This is a genomic window from Bradyrhizobium sp. HKCCYLRH3061 (genome assembly GCF_051168015.1).
GTDB lineage: Bacteria > Pseudomonadota > Alphaproteobacteria > Rhizobiales > Xanthobacteraceae > Bradyrhizobium.
The window spans coordinates 397,672-417,334 of sequence record NZ_JBNPUE010000003.1; the positions used below are offsets into that span (position 1 = coordinate 397,672).

14 protein-coding genes are annotated in these 19,663 nt (G+C 66.4%); 7 read left to right on the top strand and 7 right to left on the bottom strand.

The window, feature by feature from the left end; translation table 11 throughout:
* The first annotated feature begins 108 nt into the window (after positions 1–108).
* The 4 genes from ACQR2C_RS08655 (at position 109) to ACQR2C_RS08670 (ending at position 5,769) form a co-directional block, all read left to right on the top strand.
* Entirely contained in the window at positions 109–2,616 is a 2,508-nt protein-coding gene (locus tag ACQR2C_RS08655; RefSeq protein ID WP_315800153.1) for a penicillin-binding protein 1A, read from the top strand.
* A 127-nt stretch (positions 2,617–2,743) separates the two neighbouring features.
* Positions 2,744–3,878, top strand: a protein-coding gene (gene prfB, locus ACQR2C_RS08660) for a peptide chain release factor 2 (RefSeq protein ID WP_434880909.1) whose coding sequence is annotated in 2 segments (ribosomal slippage) — positions 2,744–2,812 and positions 2,814–3,878 — 1,134 coding nt in all. Because the reading frame shifts where the segments join, the coding sequence is not laid out codon by codon here.
* On the top strand, positions 3,875–4,762 hold the full coding sequence (locus ACQR2C_RS08665; RefSeq protein WP_434880910.1) for an NAD(P)-dependent oxidoreductase: 888 nt from the start codon (positions 3,875–3,877) through the stop codon (positions 4,760–4,762). Before prfB ends, ACQR2C_RS08665 begins: the two co-directional genes overlap by 4 nt.
* 83 nt (positions 4,763–4,845) lie before the next feature.
* The gene (locus ACQR2C_RS08670) at positions 4,846–5,769 is read left to right on the top strand and encodes a DMT family transporter (RefSeq protein ID WP_434880911.1); all 924 of its coding nucleotides are present in this window, start codon (positions 4,846–4,848) and stop codon (positions 5,767–5,769) included.
* Between the two features lie 11 nt (positions 5,770–5,780).
* On the opposite strand, the gene upp is transcribed toward ACQR2C_RS08670, so the two are convergent.
* Both upp and ACQR2C_RS08680 read right to left on the bottom strand, forming a co-directional pair.
* A complete protein-coding gene (upp, locus tag ACQR2C_RS08675) occupies positions 5,781–6,416 on the bottom strand; it encodes a uracil phosphoribosyltransferase (RefSeq protein WP_315800151.1) in 636 nt (211 codons plus the stop codon).
* A gap of 53 nt (positions 6,417–6,469) precedes the next feature.
* Positions 6,470–8,197 carry a cation:proton antiporter gene (locus tag ACQR2C_RS08680; protein WP_434880912.1) on the bottom strand — a complete coding sequence of 576 codons (1,728 nt, stop codon included), beginning with the start codon at positions 8,195–8,197 and terminating at the stop codon, positions 6,470–6,472.
* Between the two features lie 25 nt (positions 8,198–8,222).
* Here ACQR2C_RS08680 and ACQR2C_RS08685 point away from each other — a divergent pair, with 25 nt between their 5' ends.
* Positions 8,223–8,777: a DUF3124 domain-containing protein gene (locus ACQR2C_RS08685; RefSeq protein ID WP_434880913.1), complete on the top strand. Its 555-nt coding sequence runs from the start codon at positions 8,223–8,225 to the stop codon at positions 8,775–8,777.
* Between the two features lie 11 nt (positions 8,778–8,788).
* Here ACQR2C_RS08685 and ACQR2C_RS08690 read toward each other — a convergent pair whose 3' ends face one another.
* Positions 8,789–10,939, bottom strand: coding sequence for a methyl-accepting chemotaxis protein (locus tag ACQR2C_RS08690; RefSeq protein WP_315800148.1), 2,151 nt, complete (start codon positions 10,937–10,939; stop codon positions 8,789–8,791).
* A gap of 876 nt (positions 10,940–11,815) precedes the next feature.
* Between ACQR2C_RS08690 and ACQR2C_RS08695 the strand changes: the two genes are divergently transcribed.
* Complete coding sequence (locus ACQR2C_RS08695) at positions 11,816–13,057, top strand: LysM peptidoglycan-binding domain-containing protein (protein WP_434880914.1); 1,242 nt, start codon at positions 11,816–11,818, stop codon at positions 13,055–13,057.
* A 104-nt stretch (positions 13,058–13,161) separates the two neighbouring features.
* Entirely contained in the window at positions 13,162–14,328 is a 1,167-nt protein-coding gene (locus ACQR2C_RS08700; protein WP_434880915.1) for a trans-sulfuration enzyme family protein, read from the top strand.
* Positions 14,329–14,371: 43 nt separating this feature from the next.
* Here ACQR2C_RS08700 and ACQR2C_RS08705 read toward each other — a convergent pair whose 3' ends face one another.
* The 4 genes from ACQR2C_RS08705 to ACQR2C_RS08720 all read right to left on the bottom strand — a co-directional run bounded on the left by ACQR2C_RS08705 (position 14,372) and on the right by ACQR2C_RS08720 (position 19,498).
* Positions 14,372–16,612, bottom strand: a complete 2,241-nt coding sequence (locus ACQR2C_RS08705) for a TonB-dependent receptor domain-containing protein (protein ID WP_434880916.1) — start codon at positions 16,610–16,612, stop codon at positions 14,372–14,374.
* 230 nt (positions 16,613–16,842) lie between these two features.
* On the bottom strand, positions 16,843–17,232 hold the full coding sequence (locus ACQR2C_RS08710) for a hypothetical protein (RefSeq protein WP_315800144.1): 390 nt from the start codon (positions 17,230–17,232) through the stop codon (positions 16,843–16,845).
* Positions 17,233–17,341: 109 nt separating this feature from the next.
* Entirely contained in the window at positions 17,342–18,706 is a 1,365-nt protein-coding gene (locus tag ACQR2C_RS08715; RefSeq protein WP_316178936.1) for a M23 family metallopeptidase, read from the bottom strand.
* Positions 18,707–18,811: 105 nt separating this feature from the next.
* Positions 18,812–19,498, bottom strand: a complete 687-nt coding sequence (locus ACQR2C_RS08720) for a peroxiredoxin (RefSeq protein ID WP_434880917.1) — start codon at positions 19,496–19,498, stop codon at positions 18,812–18,814.
* Positions 19,499–19,663 lie beyond the last annotated feature (165 nt).

Consider the following 19,663-nt stretch of genomic DNA (forward strand, 5'->3'; position numbering starts at 1 on the left):
TGGGTCACGCGGCATTGCAGCCGACCGTGTGATTTTTGGCGGTAGCGCCCGTGGGTGCGCCGCGTCCGAGCCGAGAGACGAAACAAGAGTTGGAACGGATATTCGCCGATGCGCTTTCTGGTGCGGTTTTTGGGCTTCCTGTTCGCGGCCGGTACCGTCTTGTTCCTGGTCGGTGTGGCAGCAGCGGCCGGCCTGATCTGGCATTTTTCCAAGGATCTGCCTGACTACTCCCAGCTGCAGGATTATGAGCCGCCGGTGATGACGCGCGTGCACGCGGTCGACGGCTCGCTGGTCGGTGAATATGCCCGGGAGCGCCGGCTGTACCTGCCGATCCAGGCGGTTCCCAAGCTCGTGATCAACGCCTTCCTCGCCGCCGAGGACAAGAACTTCTACGAGCATGGCGGCATCGATTTCACCGGCATGGCGCGCGCTGCCGTGGTCTACGCCCAGAACTTCGGCTCGAATCGCCGTCCGCAGGGCGCCTCCACCATCACCCAGCAGGTCGCCAAGAACTTCCTGTTGACCAACGAGGTGTCGTTCGCCCGCAAGATCAAGGAAGCGCTGCTGGCGATGCGCATCGAGCGCACCTACTCGAAGGACAAGATTCTCGAGCTCTATCTCAACGAGATCTATCTCGGCTCCGGCGCCTACGGCATCGCCGCGGCGTCGCTGGTCTATTTCGACAAGTCGGTCAACGAACTGACGGTGGCCGAGGCCGCCTATCTGGCGGCTCTGCCGAAGATGCCGGGCAGCCTTCATCCGATCCGGAACCGCGACCGCGCCATCGAGCGCCGCAACTACGTCGTCGATCGTCTGCTCGAGAACGGCTGGATCAAGCAGGCCGACGCCGACAAGGCGCGCAAGGATCCGCTGACGATCGCGAGCCGCAACACCGGCGCCCACATCTTTGCGGGTGAATATTTCGCCGAGGAAGTGCGCCGTGACATCTTCGAGCGCTATGGCGAGAAGAAGCTCTACGAGGGCGGCCTGTCGGTCCGGACGACGCTCGATCCGAAGATCCAGGTCATGGCGCGCAAGGCCATGGTCGCCGGACTCGTGAGGTACGACCAGGAGCAGGGCTATCGCGGAGCCGTCTCCAAGCTCGACACGTCGGGTGATTGGGGTGTGAAGCTCGCCGATATCAAGTCGCTCTCCGACATCTCGCCCTGGCGGATGGCCGTAGTGCTCGAGACCAGTGACCAGTCCGCCCGCATCGGCTTCCAGCCGCCGCGCGAACTCGGCGGCGCCGTCAGCAAGGAACGCCAGACCGGCCTGATCACGCTTGACGGCGTGAAATGGGCGCGGGCTGCGACGGCCAACGGCCGCGGCAAGGTGCCGACGTCGGTCGCCCAGGTGCTGCAGCCGGGCGACGTGATCTATGCCGATCCGCTGTACAAGGAAGGCAATCCGGTCGAAGGCCAGTATCGCCTCGAGCAACTGCCCGAAGTGTCCGGCGCGATGGTTGCCATGGACCCGAACACCGGCCGTGTGCTCGCGATGGTCGGCGGCTTCTCCTTCGACCAGAGCCAGTTCAACCGCGCAACGCAGGCCTACCGGCAGCCCGGATCGTCATTCAAGCCGATCGTCTATTCTTCGGCGCTCGACAACGGCTATACGCCGTCGACCCAGGTCGTCGACGCACCGATCGAGATCGACCAGGGGCAGGGCGGGCAGGTCTGGCGCCCCGACAACTTCTCCAACGGGAAATATCTCGGGCCCACGACCTTGCGCAACGCGCTGCGTCTGTCGCTGAACACGGTGACCGTGCGTCTCGCGCAGGACGTCGGCATGCCGCTGATTTCCGAATACGCCAAGCGGTTCGGAGTCTATGACGAGCTGCCGAATTACTTGTCCTACGCCCTCGGCGCCGGCGAAACCACGGCCATGCGCATGGTCACCGCCTATTCAATGATCGCCAATGGCGGCCGTCGGGTGAAGCCGACCTTGATCGACCGCATCCAGGACCGCTACGGCCACACCATCTTCAAGCATGATGCCCGGGAGTGCCGCGGCTGCGACGCCCCGGACGGCTGGAAGAACCAGAGCGAGCCGCAGCTGGTCGACCGCCGGGAGCAGGTTCTGGATACGATGACGGCCTACCAGATCACCTCGATGCTCGAGGGCGTGGTGCAGGCGGGCACGGCGACCGTGCTGAAGGAGGTCGGCAAGCCGATCGCCGGCAAGACCGGCACCACCAACGAGGCCAAGGACGCATGGTTCGTCGGCTTCTCGCCCGACCTCGCCGTCGCGATCTACATGGGTTACGACAAGCCGCGGCCGCTCGGTCGGGGTAACGCTGCGACCGGCGGTCATCTGGCCGCACCGATCGCAAAAGACTTCATGAAGCTCGCGCTGGCCGACAAGCCGGCCACGCCCTTCAAGATCCCGGCCGGCATCAAGCTGGTCCGTGTCGATGCCAAGACGGGCATGCGCGCAAGCCCTGGCGACGGCGGCCGCACGATCATGGAAGCATTCAAGCCGGGTACGGCGCCGCCGGACAACTACTCCGTCATCGGTGTCGCCGACGCCGATGGACGCGTGATGCCGTCGCAGAGCGGCGGCCAGCCTGATGCTGGCAGCTTCATCATCCGTCCAGGCACGGGAAGCCTCTATTAGGCTATTGGGCCGGCTGAAACTGATGCCGTTGCGGCGCGGAGCGATTGCGCTTTGCGCCGAGCGCCGTTACATCCCCCTGTGAGAGACGATGCTGCGGCGCTTGGAGCCGTGGCCTGAAGAGAGCGACATGCGCGCGGAAATCGAGAAAATCGTAGAAGAGATCAAGCAGTCGGTCGGGCTGCTGAGGAGGCATCTTTGACGTCGAGACATCGACGGCAAGGCTGGCCGAGCTGAATAAGCTCGCCGAAGACCCCAATCTCTGGAACGACCCCCAAAAAGCTCAGCGGCTGATGCAGGAGCGGACCTCGCTGGAGGACTCGCTCACCGGCATCGGCAAGGTCGAGCGTGAGCTCAGCGACAACATCGAGATGATCGAGCTTGGCGAGGCCGAGAGCGATCCCGGCGTCGTCACTGAAGCCGAGAATGCGCTGAAGGAGCTGAAGAAGGAGGTCGCGCGGCGCGAGCTCGAGGCGCTCCTGTCCGGCGAGGCCGACAAGTTCGACACCTATCTCGAGGTCCATGCCGGCGCCGGCGGCACCGAGAGCCAGGACTGGGCGCAGATGCTGCTGCGCATGTACACGCGCTGGGCCGAGACCCACGGCTTCAAGGTCGAGTATCTCGAGGAATCGCTGGGTGAAGAGGCGGGCATCAAGTCCGCGACCATCCAGATCTCCGGGCACAACGCTTATGGCTGGCTGAAGACGGAAGCCGGCGTGCATCGCCTGGTCCGGATCTCGCCGTTCGATTCGAATGCGCGGCGCCACACCTCGTTCTCTTCGGTGCAGATCTTCCCGGTCATCGATGACAGCATCAAGATCGACATCAAGGAGTCCGACGTCCGTGTCGACACGATGCGGTCGGGCGGCGCCGGCGGCCAGCACGTCAACAAGACCGAATCGGCGGTGCGGCTGACGCACATCCCGACCGGTGTCGCGGTGGTCTGCCAGGCCGGCCGCTCACAGCACAAGAACCGGGCCCAGGCCTGGGACATGTTGCGCGCGCGGCTCTACGAGATCGAGCTGAAGAAGCGCGAGGAGAAGGCGGCGGCGGATCAGGCGGCCAAGACCGAGATCGGCTGGGGCCACCAGATCCGCTCCTACGTGCTGCAGCCCTATCAGATGGTGAAGGATCTGCGCACCGGCGTGCAGACGTCGGACACCGCGGGCGTGCTCGACGGTGATCTCGACGAGTTCATGGCCGCGACGCTGGCACAGCGCGCGTTCGGCACGACGCCGGGCGCCGCAATCGAGGACGTGGATTGAGCGCGGCGCGCGTTGCCTTCATCGGGCTCGGGCGGATGGGTCACGGCATGGCCGGCCGCTATCTCGATGCCGGCTATTCCGTGGCGGTCTGGAATCGGAGCAAGGCAAAGGCCGAGGATCTGATCGCGCGCGGCGCGCGCTGGTCGACCTCGCCGGCCGATGCGGCGATCGATGCCGTCGCCGTCGTCACCATGGTTGCGGATGACGACGCCTCGCGCGCGGTGTGGCTCGGGCCGGATGGCGCCGCCGCCACCATGCGGGTCGGCACGATTGCGATCGAATGTTCGACCGTATCGCGTGATCATACGCTGCGCCTGTCGCGCGAGCTGAATGCGCGCGGCGTGACATATCTCGACTGTCCGGTGACCGGGCTGCCCGACGCGGCCGCAAGCGGCAAGCTGACCCTGCTGATCGGCGCCGACGCCGCCGATCTCGACCGCGCCCGGCCCTATCTGGCGCCGATCGGCTCGACCATTCGCCATTTCGGACCGGTGGGCACCGGGACCGTCTACAAGCTGATCAACAACCTGCTTGGCGCGATGCAGATCGCGGGTCTCGCCGAGGGGCTCGCGATCGCCGAGCAGGCCGGGCTCGACATGAAGCTCGTGCTCGAGGCGATCCAGGGCGGCGTCGCGGCGAGCCCGCAGGTGCTGCGCCACGCCCCGCGCATGGTCGCGCGCAACTTCGCCGACGCGAGCTTCACCGCAGCACTCCGTCACAAGGATGCAGCCTATGCGCTGCAGCTCGCCGAGGAACTGCTCGGTGAGCGCCCAGTCATGGCCCAGGCGGCCGTCGATGCCTATGCGCGGGCGAAGGCGGCGATGCCGGATGAGGACGAAGGCCGCATGATCGAGCTGATCTCGCGGCCGAAAGACCCGCCGTAGAGCGCGACGCTGACGGAAAGCGGGTGGATCACGCTCCGCCTTGTTTGCAACGTTCACGCCGACATTGAACCACGGTTGCCGTGATGACATCCCAGAATGAGAGCATGGACGCGCGGGACTGGTCGCTGCTCGGCCTGCTCTCGCTGCTGTGGAGCGGGTCGTTCATCTTCAACGGCCTCGCCTTGAAGGAATTGCCGCCGCTGACGCTGGTGCTGCTGCGCATCGTGCTGGCGGCTGCTATTCTGCTGCCGGTGGCGCGCCTGCGCGGGCTCGGTTTTCCCAGGGGGATGGTCGGTTGGCTGCCGTTCCTCGCCGTGGCGCTGTTCAACAATGTCGTGCCGTTCTGCTTGATCGTGATCGGCCAGACGTTCATCACCTCCGGTCTTGCTGCGGTGCTCAACGCGACCACGCCGCTGTTCACCATCGTGGTAATGGCTGCCGCGGGGGATGAAAGGCTGTCGGTCCGGCGGGCTGCGGGCCTGATCGTGGGCCTCGTCGGCGTCGTGATCCTGCGAGGCGGATCGGGGCTCGGCGGCTCGGCCGGCGGCTACGGCATTCTGTTCGGTCTTGGCGCATCGCTCAGCTACGGCATCGCCGCACTGCTGGTGCGCCGCCATCTCGCTCATTCGCCGCCGCTTGCAACCGCCACCTTCCAGCTCTCGGCTTCGAGCGTGATGATGCTGGTTATCGCCGGCCCGGTCGACCAGCCCTGGCGTCTTCCACTTCCCGGACTTCAGACGTGGCTCGCGGTCATCGGGCTTGCGGCGCTGTCGACAGCGTTCGCCTACATCGTGTTCTTCCAGATCCTGCGCCGCTCCGGGGCGACCAACGTGATGCTCGTGACGTTGTTGATCCCGTTGACGACGATCCTGCTCGGGTCGCTGGTGCTCGGCGAAAGCATCTCGTTGCGGGAGATCAGCGGTGCGCTGGTGATCGGGAGTGCGCTGCTGGTGATCGATGGTCGCATCCTCAGTGTCATTCGCCTTTCACCGCGACCGTCCTGCTGAACCGTTCACGATCACTTCGTGCCGAACATCCGATCGCCGGCATCGCCGAGACCGGGCACGATGTAGGCGTGGTCATTCAGCTTCTCGTCGATCGCTGCGGTCCAGATCGGGATGTCCGGATGCTCCTTCTCGAACTTGGCGATGCCTTCTGGTGCCGCCAGCAGGCAGACGAAACGGATGTCGCGGGCGCCGCGCGTCTTGAGCAGCTCGGCAGCCGCGCAGGCGGAGTTGCCGGTCGCGAGCATCGGGTCCATCAGGATCACCGTGCGGTCGCTCAGGTCCTGCGGCGCCTTGAAATAATACTCGACGGCCTGCAGCGTGTTGGGATCGCGGTAGAGCCCGATATGGGCGATGCGCGCGGACGGCATCAGCGCCAGCATGCCGTCGAGGAAGCCGACGCCGGCGCGCAGGATCGGCGCCAGGGTGAGCTTCTTGCCGGCGATCTTCGGCGCCTTCATCGGGGCGATCGGCGTTTCGATGTCGACGAGCTCGAGCGGCAGGTCGCGCGTGACCTCATAGGCCAGCAGCATGCCGATCTCGTTCAGGAGCTCGCGGAAGCCCTTGGTCGAGCGGTCACGCTCGCGCATCAAGGAGAGCTTGTGCTGGACCAGCGGGTGATCGACGACGTGAACGCTCGTGTTTGCCATGATTCAAGTCCAGCGGGATCAGAGATTGTGTCGGAGATGGATACGCGCCCGGCTCATGGCAGCACCTCGCGGCGGTCGGCGAGCATCGCCTCGGCCTGGCTGCGGCGCTCGGAGAGGAGCCCGGCGCTGGCGTCCTGGATCAGGTTGAGCAGCACCTGCGCATCGCTGAGCCGCGGCACGGTCACATAGTCGGCGCCGGCATCGTAGAGGTCGTTGACGTCGGCGAGCAGGTCGGCGGTCGCGACGATCTTGGCCGTTGCATTGATGCTGCGCACGTGGCGCACCAGCTTCTCGTTGTTGGCGCCCTTGAGCAGCGAGTCCGGGATGCTCAGGATGATCAACTCGGCCTGGCCGACCCCCGCGTGAATCAGCGTGTCGACATTGCTGATGTCGCCATAGGTCACCTGGATGTCGCGATCGGACAGGGTGCGGAAGACCACCGGGTTGAAATCGACCACGCCGATCTGTTCCAGCAGCGCCGGCTCATTGCGCTCGATCTCGCTGAGGAGGGCGCTGGCCGTGCGGAAGAAACCGAGGAGAACGATCGGCCGTCCGGCGCCGTGCCCGCCCTCATGGCCGGCCTCGCCGTCCTTGCTCGAATCAAGGTCGCGCAGGCCGATCCGCTTGAGCAGCGGGATGCTTCGCCGCGCGATCGGGTCGGAGCGCACGATGACGAAGGTCGAGAGCACCGCGAGCAGCACGAAGGCGAAGGACGCCGCGCTCGACGTGCCGTTCTTGAGGTGGCCGGCGGCGGCGCCGGTCTGGATCACCACCAGCGAGAATTCGCTGATCTGGGCAAGGTTGAGCGCCGGCAGCAGGCTGGCGCGCAGGCCCTGCCGCATCATGTAGAGCGGCGTAAAGGTGGTGAGCAGCCGGCTCGCCACCGTGAAGAGCGCGATCACCAGCGCCAGCCCGACCACGGACAGCGTCGGGATCGGGATGGTCATGCCGAGCGCGACGAAGAACAGCGTGATGAAGAAATCGCGCAGCGTCGTGACCTTGGCGGTGACGTCGAGCGCGTAGGGGAAGGTCGACAGCGAGACGCCCGCAACCAGCGAGCCCATCTCGCGCGACAGGTGCAGCCTTTCCGCGATCTCGCCGATCAGGAAGCACCAGGCCAGCGCGCCGAGCAGGATCAGCTCGGGGGTGCGCGCGATGCGGTGGAACACCGGCGGCAAGACGTAGCGGCTGAGCAACAGGGCGATCGCGACCAGCGTGCCGGCGCGGGCGAACGACAGCAGGATCACGCTGACATGGAGGTCGTCGAGGCTCGGCTGCACCGCCAGAAACAGGATCGCGAACACGTCCTGCAGAACCAGCACGCCGAGCGTGATGCGGCCGGGCAGGGTGTCGAGCTCGCGCTTCTCGTACAGCACCTTGACGATGATGACGGTCGAGGACAGCGCGCAGGCGACGCAGAGATAGAGCGCGTCGTAGCTTTCGGCACCCATCCGCATGCCGATCGCGACGAAGAACAGGATGCCGAGCGCGGCACCGCCGAGCAGCTGGACGCCGCCGGCAATCAGAATCACCGGGCCGGCGCGGATGATCTTCTTGAGGTCGATCTCGAGCCCGATCATGAACAGCATGAAGATCAGGCCGAGTTCCGAGATCACGGAAATCGACTCCTGGGACTTGACCCAGCCGGTGCCGAAGGGGCCAATGGCGAAGCCCGCGACCAGATAAGCGAGAATCGAGGGCTGGCGCCATCTGTGCGCCGCCAGTCCAAGCACCCACGCAAACAGGATGCAGAGCGTGATGTCGCCGATCAGTTCATGCATGAAGCAACCCCCGAGGCGGCAACTTATGTCGGGCCGCCGCGCAAGGAAACCCGCAATCTGTCACATCCGGACCGGCGCATTCGCGCTGCTGCTCATCGCAGCTGTTGCGGCCGGCGCGGCGCAGGCGGCCGACGACGTGACCACGACTTTCGCGAGCTCGCTGACGCCAGTTCCGGCGGAGCCCGTCACGGTCACGGGCGCCGTCTACGTCCCCGTCTATTCCAGCGTCGCGATGACCCCGGGCCGGGTCCAGGCCGATTTCTCGGTGACGCTGAGCATCCACAACGCCTCCGAGCAGCGGCCTCTGATCGTCCGGCGCATCAACTATTACGACACGGCCGGCACGCTGGTGGAGGCGCATCTGCGCGAGCCCGTCGCCTTGAGGCCGTTCGCGACCGTCGAGATCTTCGTACCCGTCAAGGACACCCGCGGCGGCACCGGTGCCAATTTCGTCATCGACTGGGCCGCGACCGGTGAGATCGCCGAGCCCGTCGTCGAGGCGCTGATGGTCGGCGGCATCGGCGCCGGCCATTACGCCTTCATCAGTCAGGGCCGCCCGATCCGGCTGACCGGGCGGTGAGGCGGGGCGGCTCAGGCCGCCCGCACATTGTCGAGGAATCTGTCGACCTCCTGCCGCAGCCGGTCGCTCTCCTGCGACAGCGACTGCGCCGCCGACAGCACGCTTCCCGACGCGGAGCCGGTCTGCGAGGCGCCGCGCTGGACGTCGACGATGTTGGTGTTGACCTCGGTGGTGCCGCGCGACGCCTCCTGGATGTTGCGCGAGATCTCCTGCGTCGCCGCGCCCTGCTGCTCGACGGCGGCGGCGATGGTCGAGGAGATTTCCGACAGCCGCTCGATGGTCGTGCTGATCTCCCGGATCGCCGACACCGATTCCTGCGTCGCCGCCTGGATGCCCGAGATCTGCTGGGCGATCTCGCCGGTCGCCTTCGAGGTCTGCTCGGCGAGCGCCTTGACCTCGGACGCAACCACCGCGAAGCCGCGGCCGGCATCGCCGGCGCGCGCCGCCTCGATGGTGGCGTTCAGCGCCAGCAGGTTGGTCTGGCCGGCGATGGTGTTGATCAGCTCGACCACGTCGCCGATCCGCGCGGCCGCCTTCGACAGCTCGTTGACGCGGTCGTTGGTGGTGCGCGCCTGATCGACGGCGCCGTTGGCGATGCGCGCCGATTCCTGGACTTGCCGGCTGATCTCGGTCACCGACGAGGTCAGCTCCTCGGTGGCCGAGGCGACCGACTGCACGTTCGTCGCGGCCTGCTCGGACGCGGCGGCCACGGTGGTGGCGAGCTCCTGCGAGCGCGTCGCGTTCGAGGTCAGCGTGCCGGCGGACGTCTCGAGCTGGGACGAGGCCGAGGACACCGTCTGCACGATGCCGCCGATCGCGCTTTCGAATTCGCTGGCGAGCTTGTTCATTCCGGCCTTGCGCTTGACCTCGGCCGAGTGCTGCACAGCCTTCACTTCCTCGCTGTTGAAGCGGACGATGGCCTGCACGGTCTGCAGGTTGCGCAGCGCCTCGCCGATCTCGTCGTCGCGCTCTACCGGAATGCGGTTGTCGAGCTTGCCCTGGCTGATGTTCTGCATCGCGTCGTTGAGCACCTTGAGCGGCCGCAGCACCGCGCGGATGCTCTGCAGGCTGAACGTGGCGCCGATTCCGATGCCCGCCAGGATCATCACCGAAATGATCGCGAGCACCACCAGATATTGACTCTCGGCCTCCTCGTAGAGCGCCTTGCCTTCCTTCACCTGGATCTCGACGAGCTTGTCGAGCTCGTGCTTGGCGGCCTCGAACAGATCATGCCCCTTGGTGGCGATATGCTGGCTCGCTTCGTCGAACTTGCCCTGCTCGAGCAGAGCTAGGCCTGGCCTGATGCCTTCCTCCAGATAGGCCTTGCGCCTGATCGCGAAGGCATCGGCGACAATCTTCTCCTCCGGGGTCAGGTAGCTCGCCATGTAGTCGGCCCAGACCTTGGTGATCCTGGCGCTGTTTCCGTCCACCAGCGCCCTGATGCCGTCAATCGGCTTTCCGGCCTTGCCGTTCGCCGCCGCGGACTGTTGCGACGACATGTTCTGCAAGGTGCGATCGTTGATCTCGAACAATTGCGCCAGCGGAATCGTGCGATCCTCGTACAGCGACTTCATGGCGACATTGGTGGAGCGGGTCGAAATCAGGCCGGCTGCGCCGATGATCAACATGAACACGCCCAGCACCGCGGCCAAGGTCGTCAGGCGCGCTTTGAGCGTACCCGTGAACAGCGACAGGCGGTCGAACACCGAGCGGCGGCGGATGATGCCCGCGCTGATGGTGTAGTCCTGCGCCTTGTTCTGGTTGAGAAGCCCGTACACCTTCTCGGCCTCGGCGCGCTGCTCAGCCGGCAGCTTGGTGCGGATCGAGGTGTAGCCGGTGATCTCGCCATTCTCGCGGATGGCCGACGCGGTCGCCTGCACCCAGTAGAAGTCACCGTTCTTGCGGCGGTTCTTGACGGCGCCGGCCCACGGCTTTCCTTGCTTCAGCGTGTCCCAGAGGTTGGCGAAAGCCGCCTCCGGCATGTCGGGATGGCGGATGATGTTGTGCGGCTGGCCCATCAGCTCGTCGGGAGTGAAGCCGGCGGCATCGACGAACTGCTCGTTGAAATAGGTCAGCTTGCCCTTCAGATCGGTGCGCGAGACGATGAGCGTCTCGTCGGTGATCGGGTATTCATGGGTCGTGACCGGTAGATTCTTGCGCACGGATATCAACTCCACCTGCCCATTGAATCGGATTCGGAATTTGAACTTCGGACGAACGCGAGAAGGCGGTCCGATCGTTAAATGTTGCGTAAAAGATGGGCACCGTAAGACTACGCGTTGTGCATTGCGATGGTTCGAGAGCCGGATACCGTCTCAAGCAATCAGCAATAGAGCATGCGAAATCCCTCGTAACGCACGGGCGTCCGAGCTTTCGGCAGCGAGCCCTCGAGACGAGGGTGCAGGGAATGCCGGGTGAAGGCCTCACCCATGGCCCGCCTGCGAAAAAAATGCAGGCGGCAGGTACCACAGGCAAAGCCGTAACCGGCATTCCCTGCGCGATGGTTTTAACGACTTATACGCGATCTCCCCGGGGACCGGGCTTTCTTGCCCCCGTCATCCGCACCAGCGCATCTGCACCGGCACGAACTTGGCCTCAGCATCGGGAGGTCAGGACCACGCGACTTCATCGTTCGCGGCCGCCATGCCCGTCGTGCATCGCAGCCCACGTCCACCGCATCCCGCCCCAACGTCCGTGACGACGCGTACGCCCCTCGCAACGAGGCGGGATGCGCGGATCATACACGACTTCTGGAAAAAAGAAATAGGAAAGTTTGTGATTGTCGGGCTCTGCCGCATTCTCAGACATGCTCTGCAACGGGGGCCTGGTTCGACACTGCGGGCTCGCGGCTGATTGGCGCTTTGCCGATGCGCGGGGAAGTCACACCTCGCAAGTTGACTGGGAAGTTGGGCGGCTCGATCGCTGCCCCCAGCCGCGGGGCAATGGCATTCCGCCCTGTATGATGCTATGTGCAAAGCAAGATTCCCGCTGACGGAGCCGTCGTCTCCGCGCCTCGTTTGCACAGGACGGATCACCGCATGAGCATCGGAAACGGCGGACGATTGATCTGGGGTGGCGGCGCCGTTGCGGCGCTCGCGATCGCGGGCCTGGCCATTGCGTTCGCGCAGGGCTTCGGTCTCGACCTCCCGATCTTCAAGCGTGAGGGGACGTCTGCGAGCCGGACTGGCGCGACCGCGCCGAGCGCTCCGACAGACGGTCCGCCCGCTGCTCCGCAGCGCGCTGCGGCGGCTGAGCCGGGTGCGGCAGACAAGGGCGGCGCGAGCCAAGCCGCGGCAGCGCTCGCCAGCGCGCAGCAACAGGCCAGCGGACTGGCTGCGCTGCTGGCGCCGGTGGCGCCGCCGGCGGCCGAGAGCGATGGGCCGTCGTTCGACGTCGTCAGCGTGGAGCCGTCGGGCGACACCGTCGTTGCCGGCCGTGCGGCGCCCGGCGCCACTGTCGAGTTGCTGCGCAACGGCGAGCCGCATGCGCGAGTGGTGGCCGATCGCTCGGGGCAATTTTCCATGGTGCCGCCGCCGCTGCCCGCCGGGACGTTCGAGTTGACGTTGCGGGCCAAGCAGCCGGACGGCCGCGAGATCTCGTCCAAGCAGAGCGTCGCGGTGGTGGTCGAGGCCGGCAAGCGCCCGGCCACCGTCGCGGTGATCGCGCCGGACCAGCCGACACGCGTGCTGTCGAAGCCGGCCGCATCGGTGCCGCTGGCGGTCGCGGTCGAGGCCGTCGACTTCGAGCCGAACGGCAATCTGCGCGTCGGCGGCCGCGCACGGCCCGGGGCCACCGTCCGGATCTATCTCAACGACCGGCTGGTCGACACCGCGACGGCCGGTGCAGATGGCCGCGTCGCGACGACCATCAAGGATGCCGCCTGGGCCGGCAAGGACCGGCTGCGGCTCGACGAGGTGGATGCCAAGACCGGCGCCGTGCAGGCGCGGGCCGAGGTGCCGTTGAATGTGCCGGAGGCGCTGACCACGGCCTCGCTGCCTGCGGCGGGGGGCCAGGGGCAGGGAAGCGGCGGTGCTCCCGGCGCGCGCACGCAGCTTGCATCGGCGTCGCCGGCCGACCTGAAGGACGTTGCCGCGTCACCCGCGCGCAGCGGTGCGAGGACGATCACCGTGTCACGCGGCGACAGCCTGTGGCACATCAGCCGCCGGCTCCTCGGCGAGGGCACGCGCTACGCAGTCATCTACCGCGCCAATCGCGAGCAGATCCGCCGGCCGGATCTGATCTATCCGGGCCAGGTGTTCGTGCTGCCGGCGAAGCGCTAGCTGCGCAGCACAAAGGATTTCGACTTCTGTACGTGCTTGCACCTGAGCGCGCTGCTCGCGCCGTTGCGCTAAGATGGCCGTCAGCATTGTCTCACGAGGTTTCCATGCACGATCTCACCCGCTGCGTTCAGCACCCCGCCGTGTCGCACGACGGCTTCAAGTCGCTGGCGGTTCCGACCCATCGCGCCTCGACGATCGTCTATGACGAGCCGCAGGACTTTGCGCGGCGCGCCGAGCGTGGTCTCGACGGTTACACTTATGGCCTGCATGGCACGCCGACGACGCGGACCCTGGAGGCGCAGATCAGCGCGCTGCATGGTGGCGAGCGCACCGTGCTGGTCCCGTCTGGACAGGCCGCGGTCGCGATCACGATGCTCGCCGTGCTCAAGCCCGGCGACAAGGTGCTGATCCCCGATCACGTCTATCCGCCGGTGCGTCATCTGTGCGCGAACTATCTCGCCGCGCGCGGGATTTCGCATGAGGTCTACGACCCGCTGGTCGGCGGCGGCATCAGCGATCTCATCGATGCCAGCACGAAGCTGATCTGGCTGGAATCGCCGGGCTCGGGAACGATGGAGGTGCAGGACGTTCCGGCCATCGCGCGGGCCGCAAAGGTGCGCGGCGTGCTCACCGGCTGCGACAACACCTGGGCGAGCCCGCTGTTGTTCAAGCCGCTGGCGCATGGCGTCGATTTCGCGGTGGAGGCGCTGACCAAATATGTCGGCGGTCATTCCGACCTGCTGCTCGGCTCGATCACCGTCAAGAACCTGAGCTTGCGCAAGGCGCTCAAGGACGTGCTGGGCGTGCTCGGTGTCGGCGTGTCGCCGGATGAGGCGGCGCTGGCGCTGCGCGGCATCGAGACCATGGGAGTCCGCATGGCGCATTCGGGTCGCGTCGCGCGTGAGTTTGCCGAGCGGCTGCAACAGTCGCCGGCGGTCGCGCGCGTGCTGCATCCGGCGTTGCCGTCCTGTCCCGGCCACGAAATCTTCGCGCGCGACTTCAAGGCTGCGAGCACGGTGTTCAGCGTCGTCATCAGGCCGGAGTTTACCGCGCGGATCTATCCGGCGCTCGGACATCTCAGTCTGTTCGCCATCGGCGCCTCCTGGGGCGGCACCCACAGCCTGATTGCGCCGATGGATGTCACGGCCGATCGCACGGTGCACGCATGGAATGCCGCGGAGGGATTGGTGCGGCTGAGCATCGGGCTGGAGGAGCCGGGCGATCTGTGGGAGGACCTGTCGCGATTCCTCGACGCGCTCGAAACCTCCTGAGACATGCCGGCCCGCGGTGTTCGCGCCGCGGGCCGGCCCGTCGTCAGAAGTTCACGCTAAGCCGCGCATTCAGCGACCGGCCAGGGCCCTTGACGGCGTAGCCGTAGGCCGCGGATGAGCCCATCATCGACACCACTTGATAGTCGACCAGATCGGCGCCGCCGAGCGGCAGGTCATAGGTCCGGTTGAACAGGTTGTCGACGCCGAGATCGAGCCGCACGTGCTGCCACTGGTAGCCGGTGCGCAGGTTGACCAGCGCGTAGGACGGCGTGGTCAGCTCGTTGCGGACCTGGCTCACGACATTCTTGGAGCCGACGAGCTGCAGCTCGACCGAATTGGTCCAGCCGCCGAGATGATGATCGAGCGCGAGCTTCGCGTTGACCGGCATCATGTGGTAGAGGTCGACGCCGTCGGTGCGGTAGCCCCTGACGTAGCCGATCAGGCCACGGATCTGGCCGTGGCCGTAGGTCAGGTCGTCCCAGACCGTCAGGCGCCCTTCGACATTGACGCCGACCAGCGTGGCGTCGTGGTTGGCGAACTGCAGATAGACGAAGCCGGTATTTGTCGTCAGGTTGGCGGGGTTGCTGGCGAGGCAGCTCGCCGTTTTGCAGCGGTCGACGTCGATGTAGTCCTGCACGTAGCTGGCATAGGGCGTCACTTTGACGTCCCACAGCTTCTGCGCCGGATCGTGCCAGCCGGCGGTGAAGCTCACGGTGTGCGCCTTCTCCGGCTTGAGGTCGAGGTTGCCGACATAGCCGTTGCCGTCGCCGAACCAGCCGATCATCTGCATCGCCATCGCATTGGTCGACCAGGCGTAGCGCTCATACAGGTTCGGCGAGCGCGTCTTGCGCGCGAAGCCGAGCTCGAACTGGCTGATCGCGTCGGGCTCGTAGCGGACGAGCGCGGAGCCGTCGAGATGCACGTCGGTCCGGGCATGGTCGGCGGCGTTGAACGCCGCGGCATCGGCGCCGTACATCATCGCGTTGTAGCCCGAGACGTTGCCGGTGTTCATCCGCACGACGTCGTTGCGCAGGCCGACGATCGACGTCCACTGCCGATCCCAGTGCCGCTCCCATTCGACGAAGGTGCCGATGCGGTCGCGCTGTCCGCCGTTGATGTTGATGAAGCTGTTCGGCCCCATCATCATCGACCCGGCAACCGGGCTCCACCAGTCGTCGAGCCGGTTGAGCGCAAGCTCGTTGCCGACGCGCAGGAGGTCCTGGCCCGACACCGGCAGCGTCGCCTTGATCGCGTAGCCGCCGTCGAGGCCCTTGGTGTCCATCGGCATCGAGGCGACCTTGTCGGGCGCGATGAAGCCCATCGTGTGCCGGATCTGATGCACGAAGGCGGACGCCTCGATCAGGCCCCAGTCGAACGTGCCTTCGTAGCGGCCGTTGGCGAACAGGCCGCGGTTGTAGACCATGTCCATGTACTGGTTCACATAGCCCTGGTAGGGGATGAACTGGCCGCCCACCTGGAACGTGAACAGGTTGCCGAAGCTGCGCTTGGAGATGCTGATGGCGTGGTTCTGCGTCTCGTACAGCGTCGACTTCACGGTGGTGCCGTCGCCGGCCTTGTAGTTGCCGGACCTGACCCAGCCGCCGGTGTAGGTGACGCTGGTGTCGCGGTTGGCGGCCGTGGCCGTCGCATCGACGCCATAGTCGTTGCCGTTGCTGCGGAAGAAGCTGGCGATTCGGGTGCTGGCGATCCAGCCGTCGGTCGCCGCGAAGGCGGGCGGTGCGGTGGTGACGTCGATGCGGCTGCCGATGTAGTCGCCGCCGACCGAGACCGGGCCGATGCCGAGATAGGCGCGCATCTTTGCGATCATCGCCGGATTGACGAAGGACAGCGGCGGATTCATCTCGTTCGGGCAGGCCGGCGAGATCAGCATCGAGTTGATCGCGACCTGGAGCCGGTCGGCGCCCATGCCGTTGATCGCGGGCAGGCTGGAGACGCCGCCGGCGCCCCAGGCTGCGCCGCCCGGCAGGTCGGTGACGAGGCCTGCCGAATCGCTCGAGGAGAGACCGCGCTCGAAGCCGGCCTGCGGCGGCAGCGTGCGGCTTGCAGCTGTTGGGCCGGTGTCTTTCTGCTGCGTGGCGGCTTCCGTGGCGTGTGGGGCCGGTGCGTGAGTCTCGCGGCTTGCCGCAGGCCGGGGACGAGGCTTGGCCGTGCGCTGACGCGCGGGGTCGACGGTGACGGTCGGCAGCGACGCCGCGGGGCGCGCGCTGGCGGGTTCAGCGGCGGAGCACAGCAAGGCTGTCGCCGCGAGCAGCGCCGACGACATCGGTCGCGGAGGTAAAGAGGCAGTGGGCGGCTTTGAGCCTGAAAGGACGTTCGACATGGAGAACTCTGGAGGATGCTGCGCAGATATCTGCGGATGAGATCGGGAGCTGGGCACGCGCCAACGGCGCCCGGCTGATGATGCCAAGATGTGCGTGCCATCACGCTGCGGCTCCGTGAGAGCGGAGGCGGCATGTGGCGCAGCGATGTGTCTGAAGATGCGGCGACCGCCGCTCAGGCGAGCCGAGGTGGCGCGCGCGCCCGGTGCCCGGCGTCGACCTCGGCAGTCGCGCGCCACAAGGGCGCGATCGGTTCGAACGCAACGCCAAGGACGCGCCGGAGGCTGACCGTGGGTGCGTCGGGCGGCGGCAGCAGTGCGAAAGCCGGGGTGACGCAGAGCGGACAATGCGCCGCTGACGCCGCAGCCGGCGCTTCCGAGCTGTCGGCGCCCCCTCGAGCGTTGTCGATTCGCTCGTGACAGATCTCACCGAATACGAAGGCGAAGCTCGGCGGCAGCCAGGCGTTCAGGCTCACCGCCAGCGTGACCTGCAGCGCCAGCACATAGGCCATCGCACAGGCGACGGCGCCCGTCAGATGTTTGCTGTGTGATGAAATGCGACGCACGGCCCTGAAATCCCCGCAGGATGCTTAGCATGTCTGCGGAACAGCACCAATTGCGATCGCGCAATGCCGTTGCGCGTTGGTCGCGCGTCGGCTTGCCGGATGAGCGATCTTACCCGGCGCTCAGCCGCACGCCGGCGCGCAGGAATTTCTGCGGGTCGACGGCTTCGCCGTCGATGCGGGTCTCGTAGTGCAGATGCGGGCCGGTCGAACGGCCGGTCGAGCCGACCTCGCCGATGATGTCGCCGATCTTCACCTGCTGGCCGACCTTGACGTTGATTTCGGAGAGATGGCCGTAGCGGGTGGAGAGGCCGTTGCCGTGATCGACCTCGACCATGCGGCCGTAGCCGCCGGCCCAGCCGGCATTCACCACTTTGCCGTTGGCGGTGACGCGGACCGGATCGCCGGTGGCAGCACGGAAGTCGAGGCCGGTGTGCATCGCGGGGCGGCCGAGGAATGGATCGGAGCGCACGCCGAAGCCGGAGGTGAACTCGACCTCGCCGATCACCGGCTTGCGATAGGGCACCAGCGACAGCGTGCGGTTCATCTTCTCGACCTGCGCGCGGGTGATGTTGATGCGGTAGAGCTGGCGTTCGAACGGACCGGATTCGGCGCCGAGCTTGACCGGAACGAACGGGCCGCCCATGCCGCCCTTTGGCGCGGCCGCTTCGAGCTGGCCCATGTCCAGGCCGAGATCGGTGATGACGCCGCGCATCCGGCGCAGCTTCGATTCCAGCGTCTCCTCGGCCGAGGACAGCATCGCGACCTGCCGCGCCTCGACCTGGTCGAGCGAGCGCGTCAGCCGCGTCAGCACGTTGTCGACACCGGCGAGCTTGGTCGATGGGTTGGGCTGCGCATTCGCCATCACGGGGCTGCGCGATTCGAGCCGGGCCTCGCGGTCCGGCGGCGCGGTGAAGATCACGGTGTCGCTGATCGGCGACGGTTTTGGCGCGGCTGTCGCCGATGGCGGCTCGATCGCGACCGGCGCACGCGCCGGGGCGCGGATCGAGCCGGTGATGTCGGGCATGCTGCCGAGCGCGGTGGCACGTCCCTCGAGCGCGGTCTGGCGCTTGAGGATCTGGTCGAGCTTCTGGTCGAACTGCTCCTGGTCGAGCAGTTGCCGGCTGGTGGCGCGATCGACCTTGGCGCGCAGCTCGGCGATGCGGTCCTCATAGGCGTATTGCATCTCGGCCTGGCGCGCGATCAGCCGCGTCAACACGTCGTCGCGGAACGCGAAATAGGTCGCAGTCGCCGCCGACCACAGCCCGAGCAGGCTGACGGTGCCGACCACGATCCAGAACACCACCGGGCCGATGCGCACCTGCTTGCCGGCATGCACCAGCGTGTAGTCGCTCTGCGATGCGGCCGCGACCGGCGCCGGATGGCTGGCGGGTGCGCGCCGATGATGGTGGGCGTGCCCGCGGTCATGAGGATGGTGCTGGGGATATTCGGCGTGATGGCCGGAACGATACGACATCGGCACTCCCGCGCCGGCTGGAGATCGTCGTTCCAGCGGCGTCATTTACGGGAGCGATTTGACCCCTGCATGGTTAATTTTCCCCCAACGCTCTCCGGCGCATTCTCAGAGCGCGCGCGCCGCCGCCAGCACCGCGTCGGCGTGGCCGTCGACCTTGACGTTGCGCCACACCTTGACGACGCGGCCGTCGGCGCCGATCAAGACGGTGCTTCGGATGATGCCGAGAAACTTGCGGCCATAGAGCGACTTCTCGCCCCAGGCGCCGTAGGCCTCCAGCATCTCATGCTTCTCGTCCGAGATCAGGGGTACCGCGAGATCGTGCTTGTCGCGGAAATTGTCCTGCGCCTTGACCGAATCGGCGGAGACGCCGAGCACTGCGGCGCCGGCAGCGGCGAAGTCCTTCGACAGGCGGGTGAAGTCGATCGCCTCCTTGGTGCAGCCGGGCGTATTGGCCTTGGGATAGAAGAACAGCACGAGCTTCTGGCCGCTGTAGTCCGCCAGCGAGACGGTTCCGCCGCCATCGCGCGGCAGCTTGAACGCGGGTGCCTTGGCGCCCTCGGCAAGGCCCGTTCCGCTGGCAGCCGGCGCCGCGGGCTTGGCCTTCGCAGCGGCGGCCTTCGTGGTCGGCGTCTTGGTGGTCGGCGTCTTGGCGGAGGTCGTCTTGGCGGCTTTCGTCACGGCCGGTTTGGCCGTCTTCTTGGTGGCCTTCTTGGCCGCGGTGGCGAGCCGGTTCCCGTCAATCGTCCCGTAGGACGCCGGGTTGGAGGATTTCTTTCGTGATTCCTTCGACATACGCCTTCCTTTCGTCGCTTTCGGCGGCTCAAAAATGAAAGTATCTCGGTTCTTGTCCGGTGTCCCGGGATCGATCTGGCATCCGTGCTTCGCGGCGCGCAGGGGATTGCGCCTCTTGCGATGAAGCGAAGATCATGGCTACCAGCAGGCGTGAGCACCAGCGCA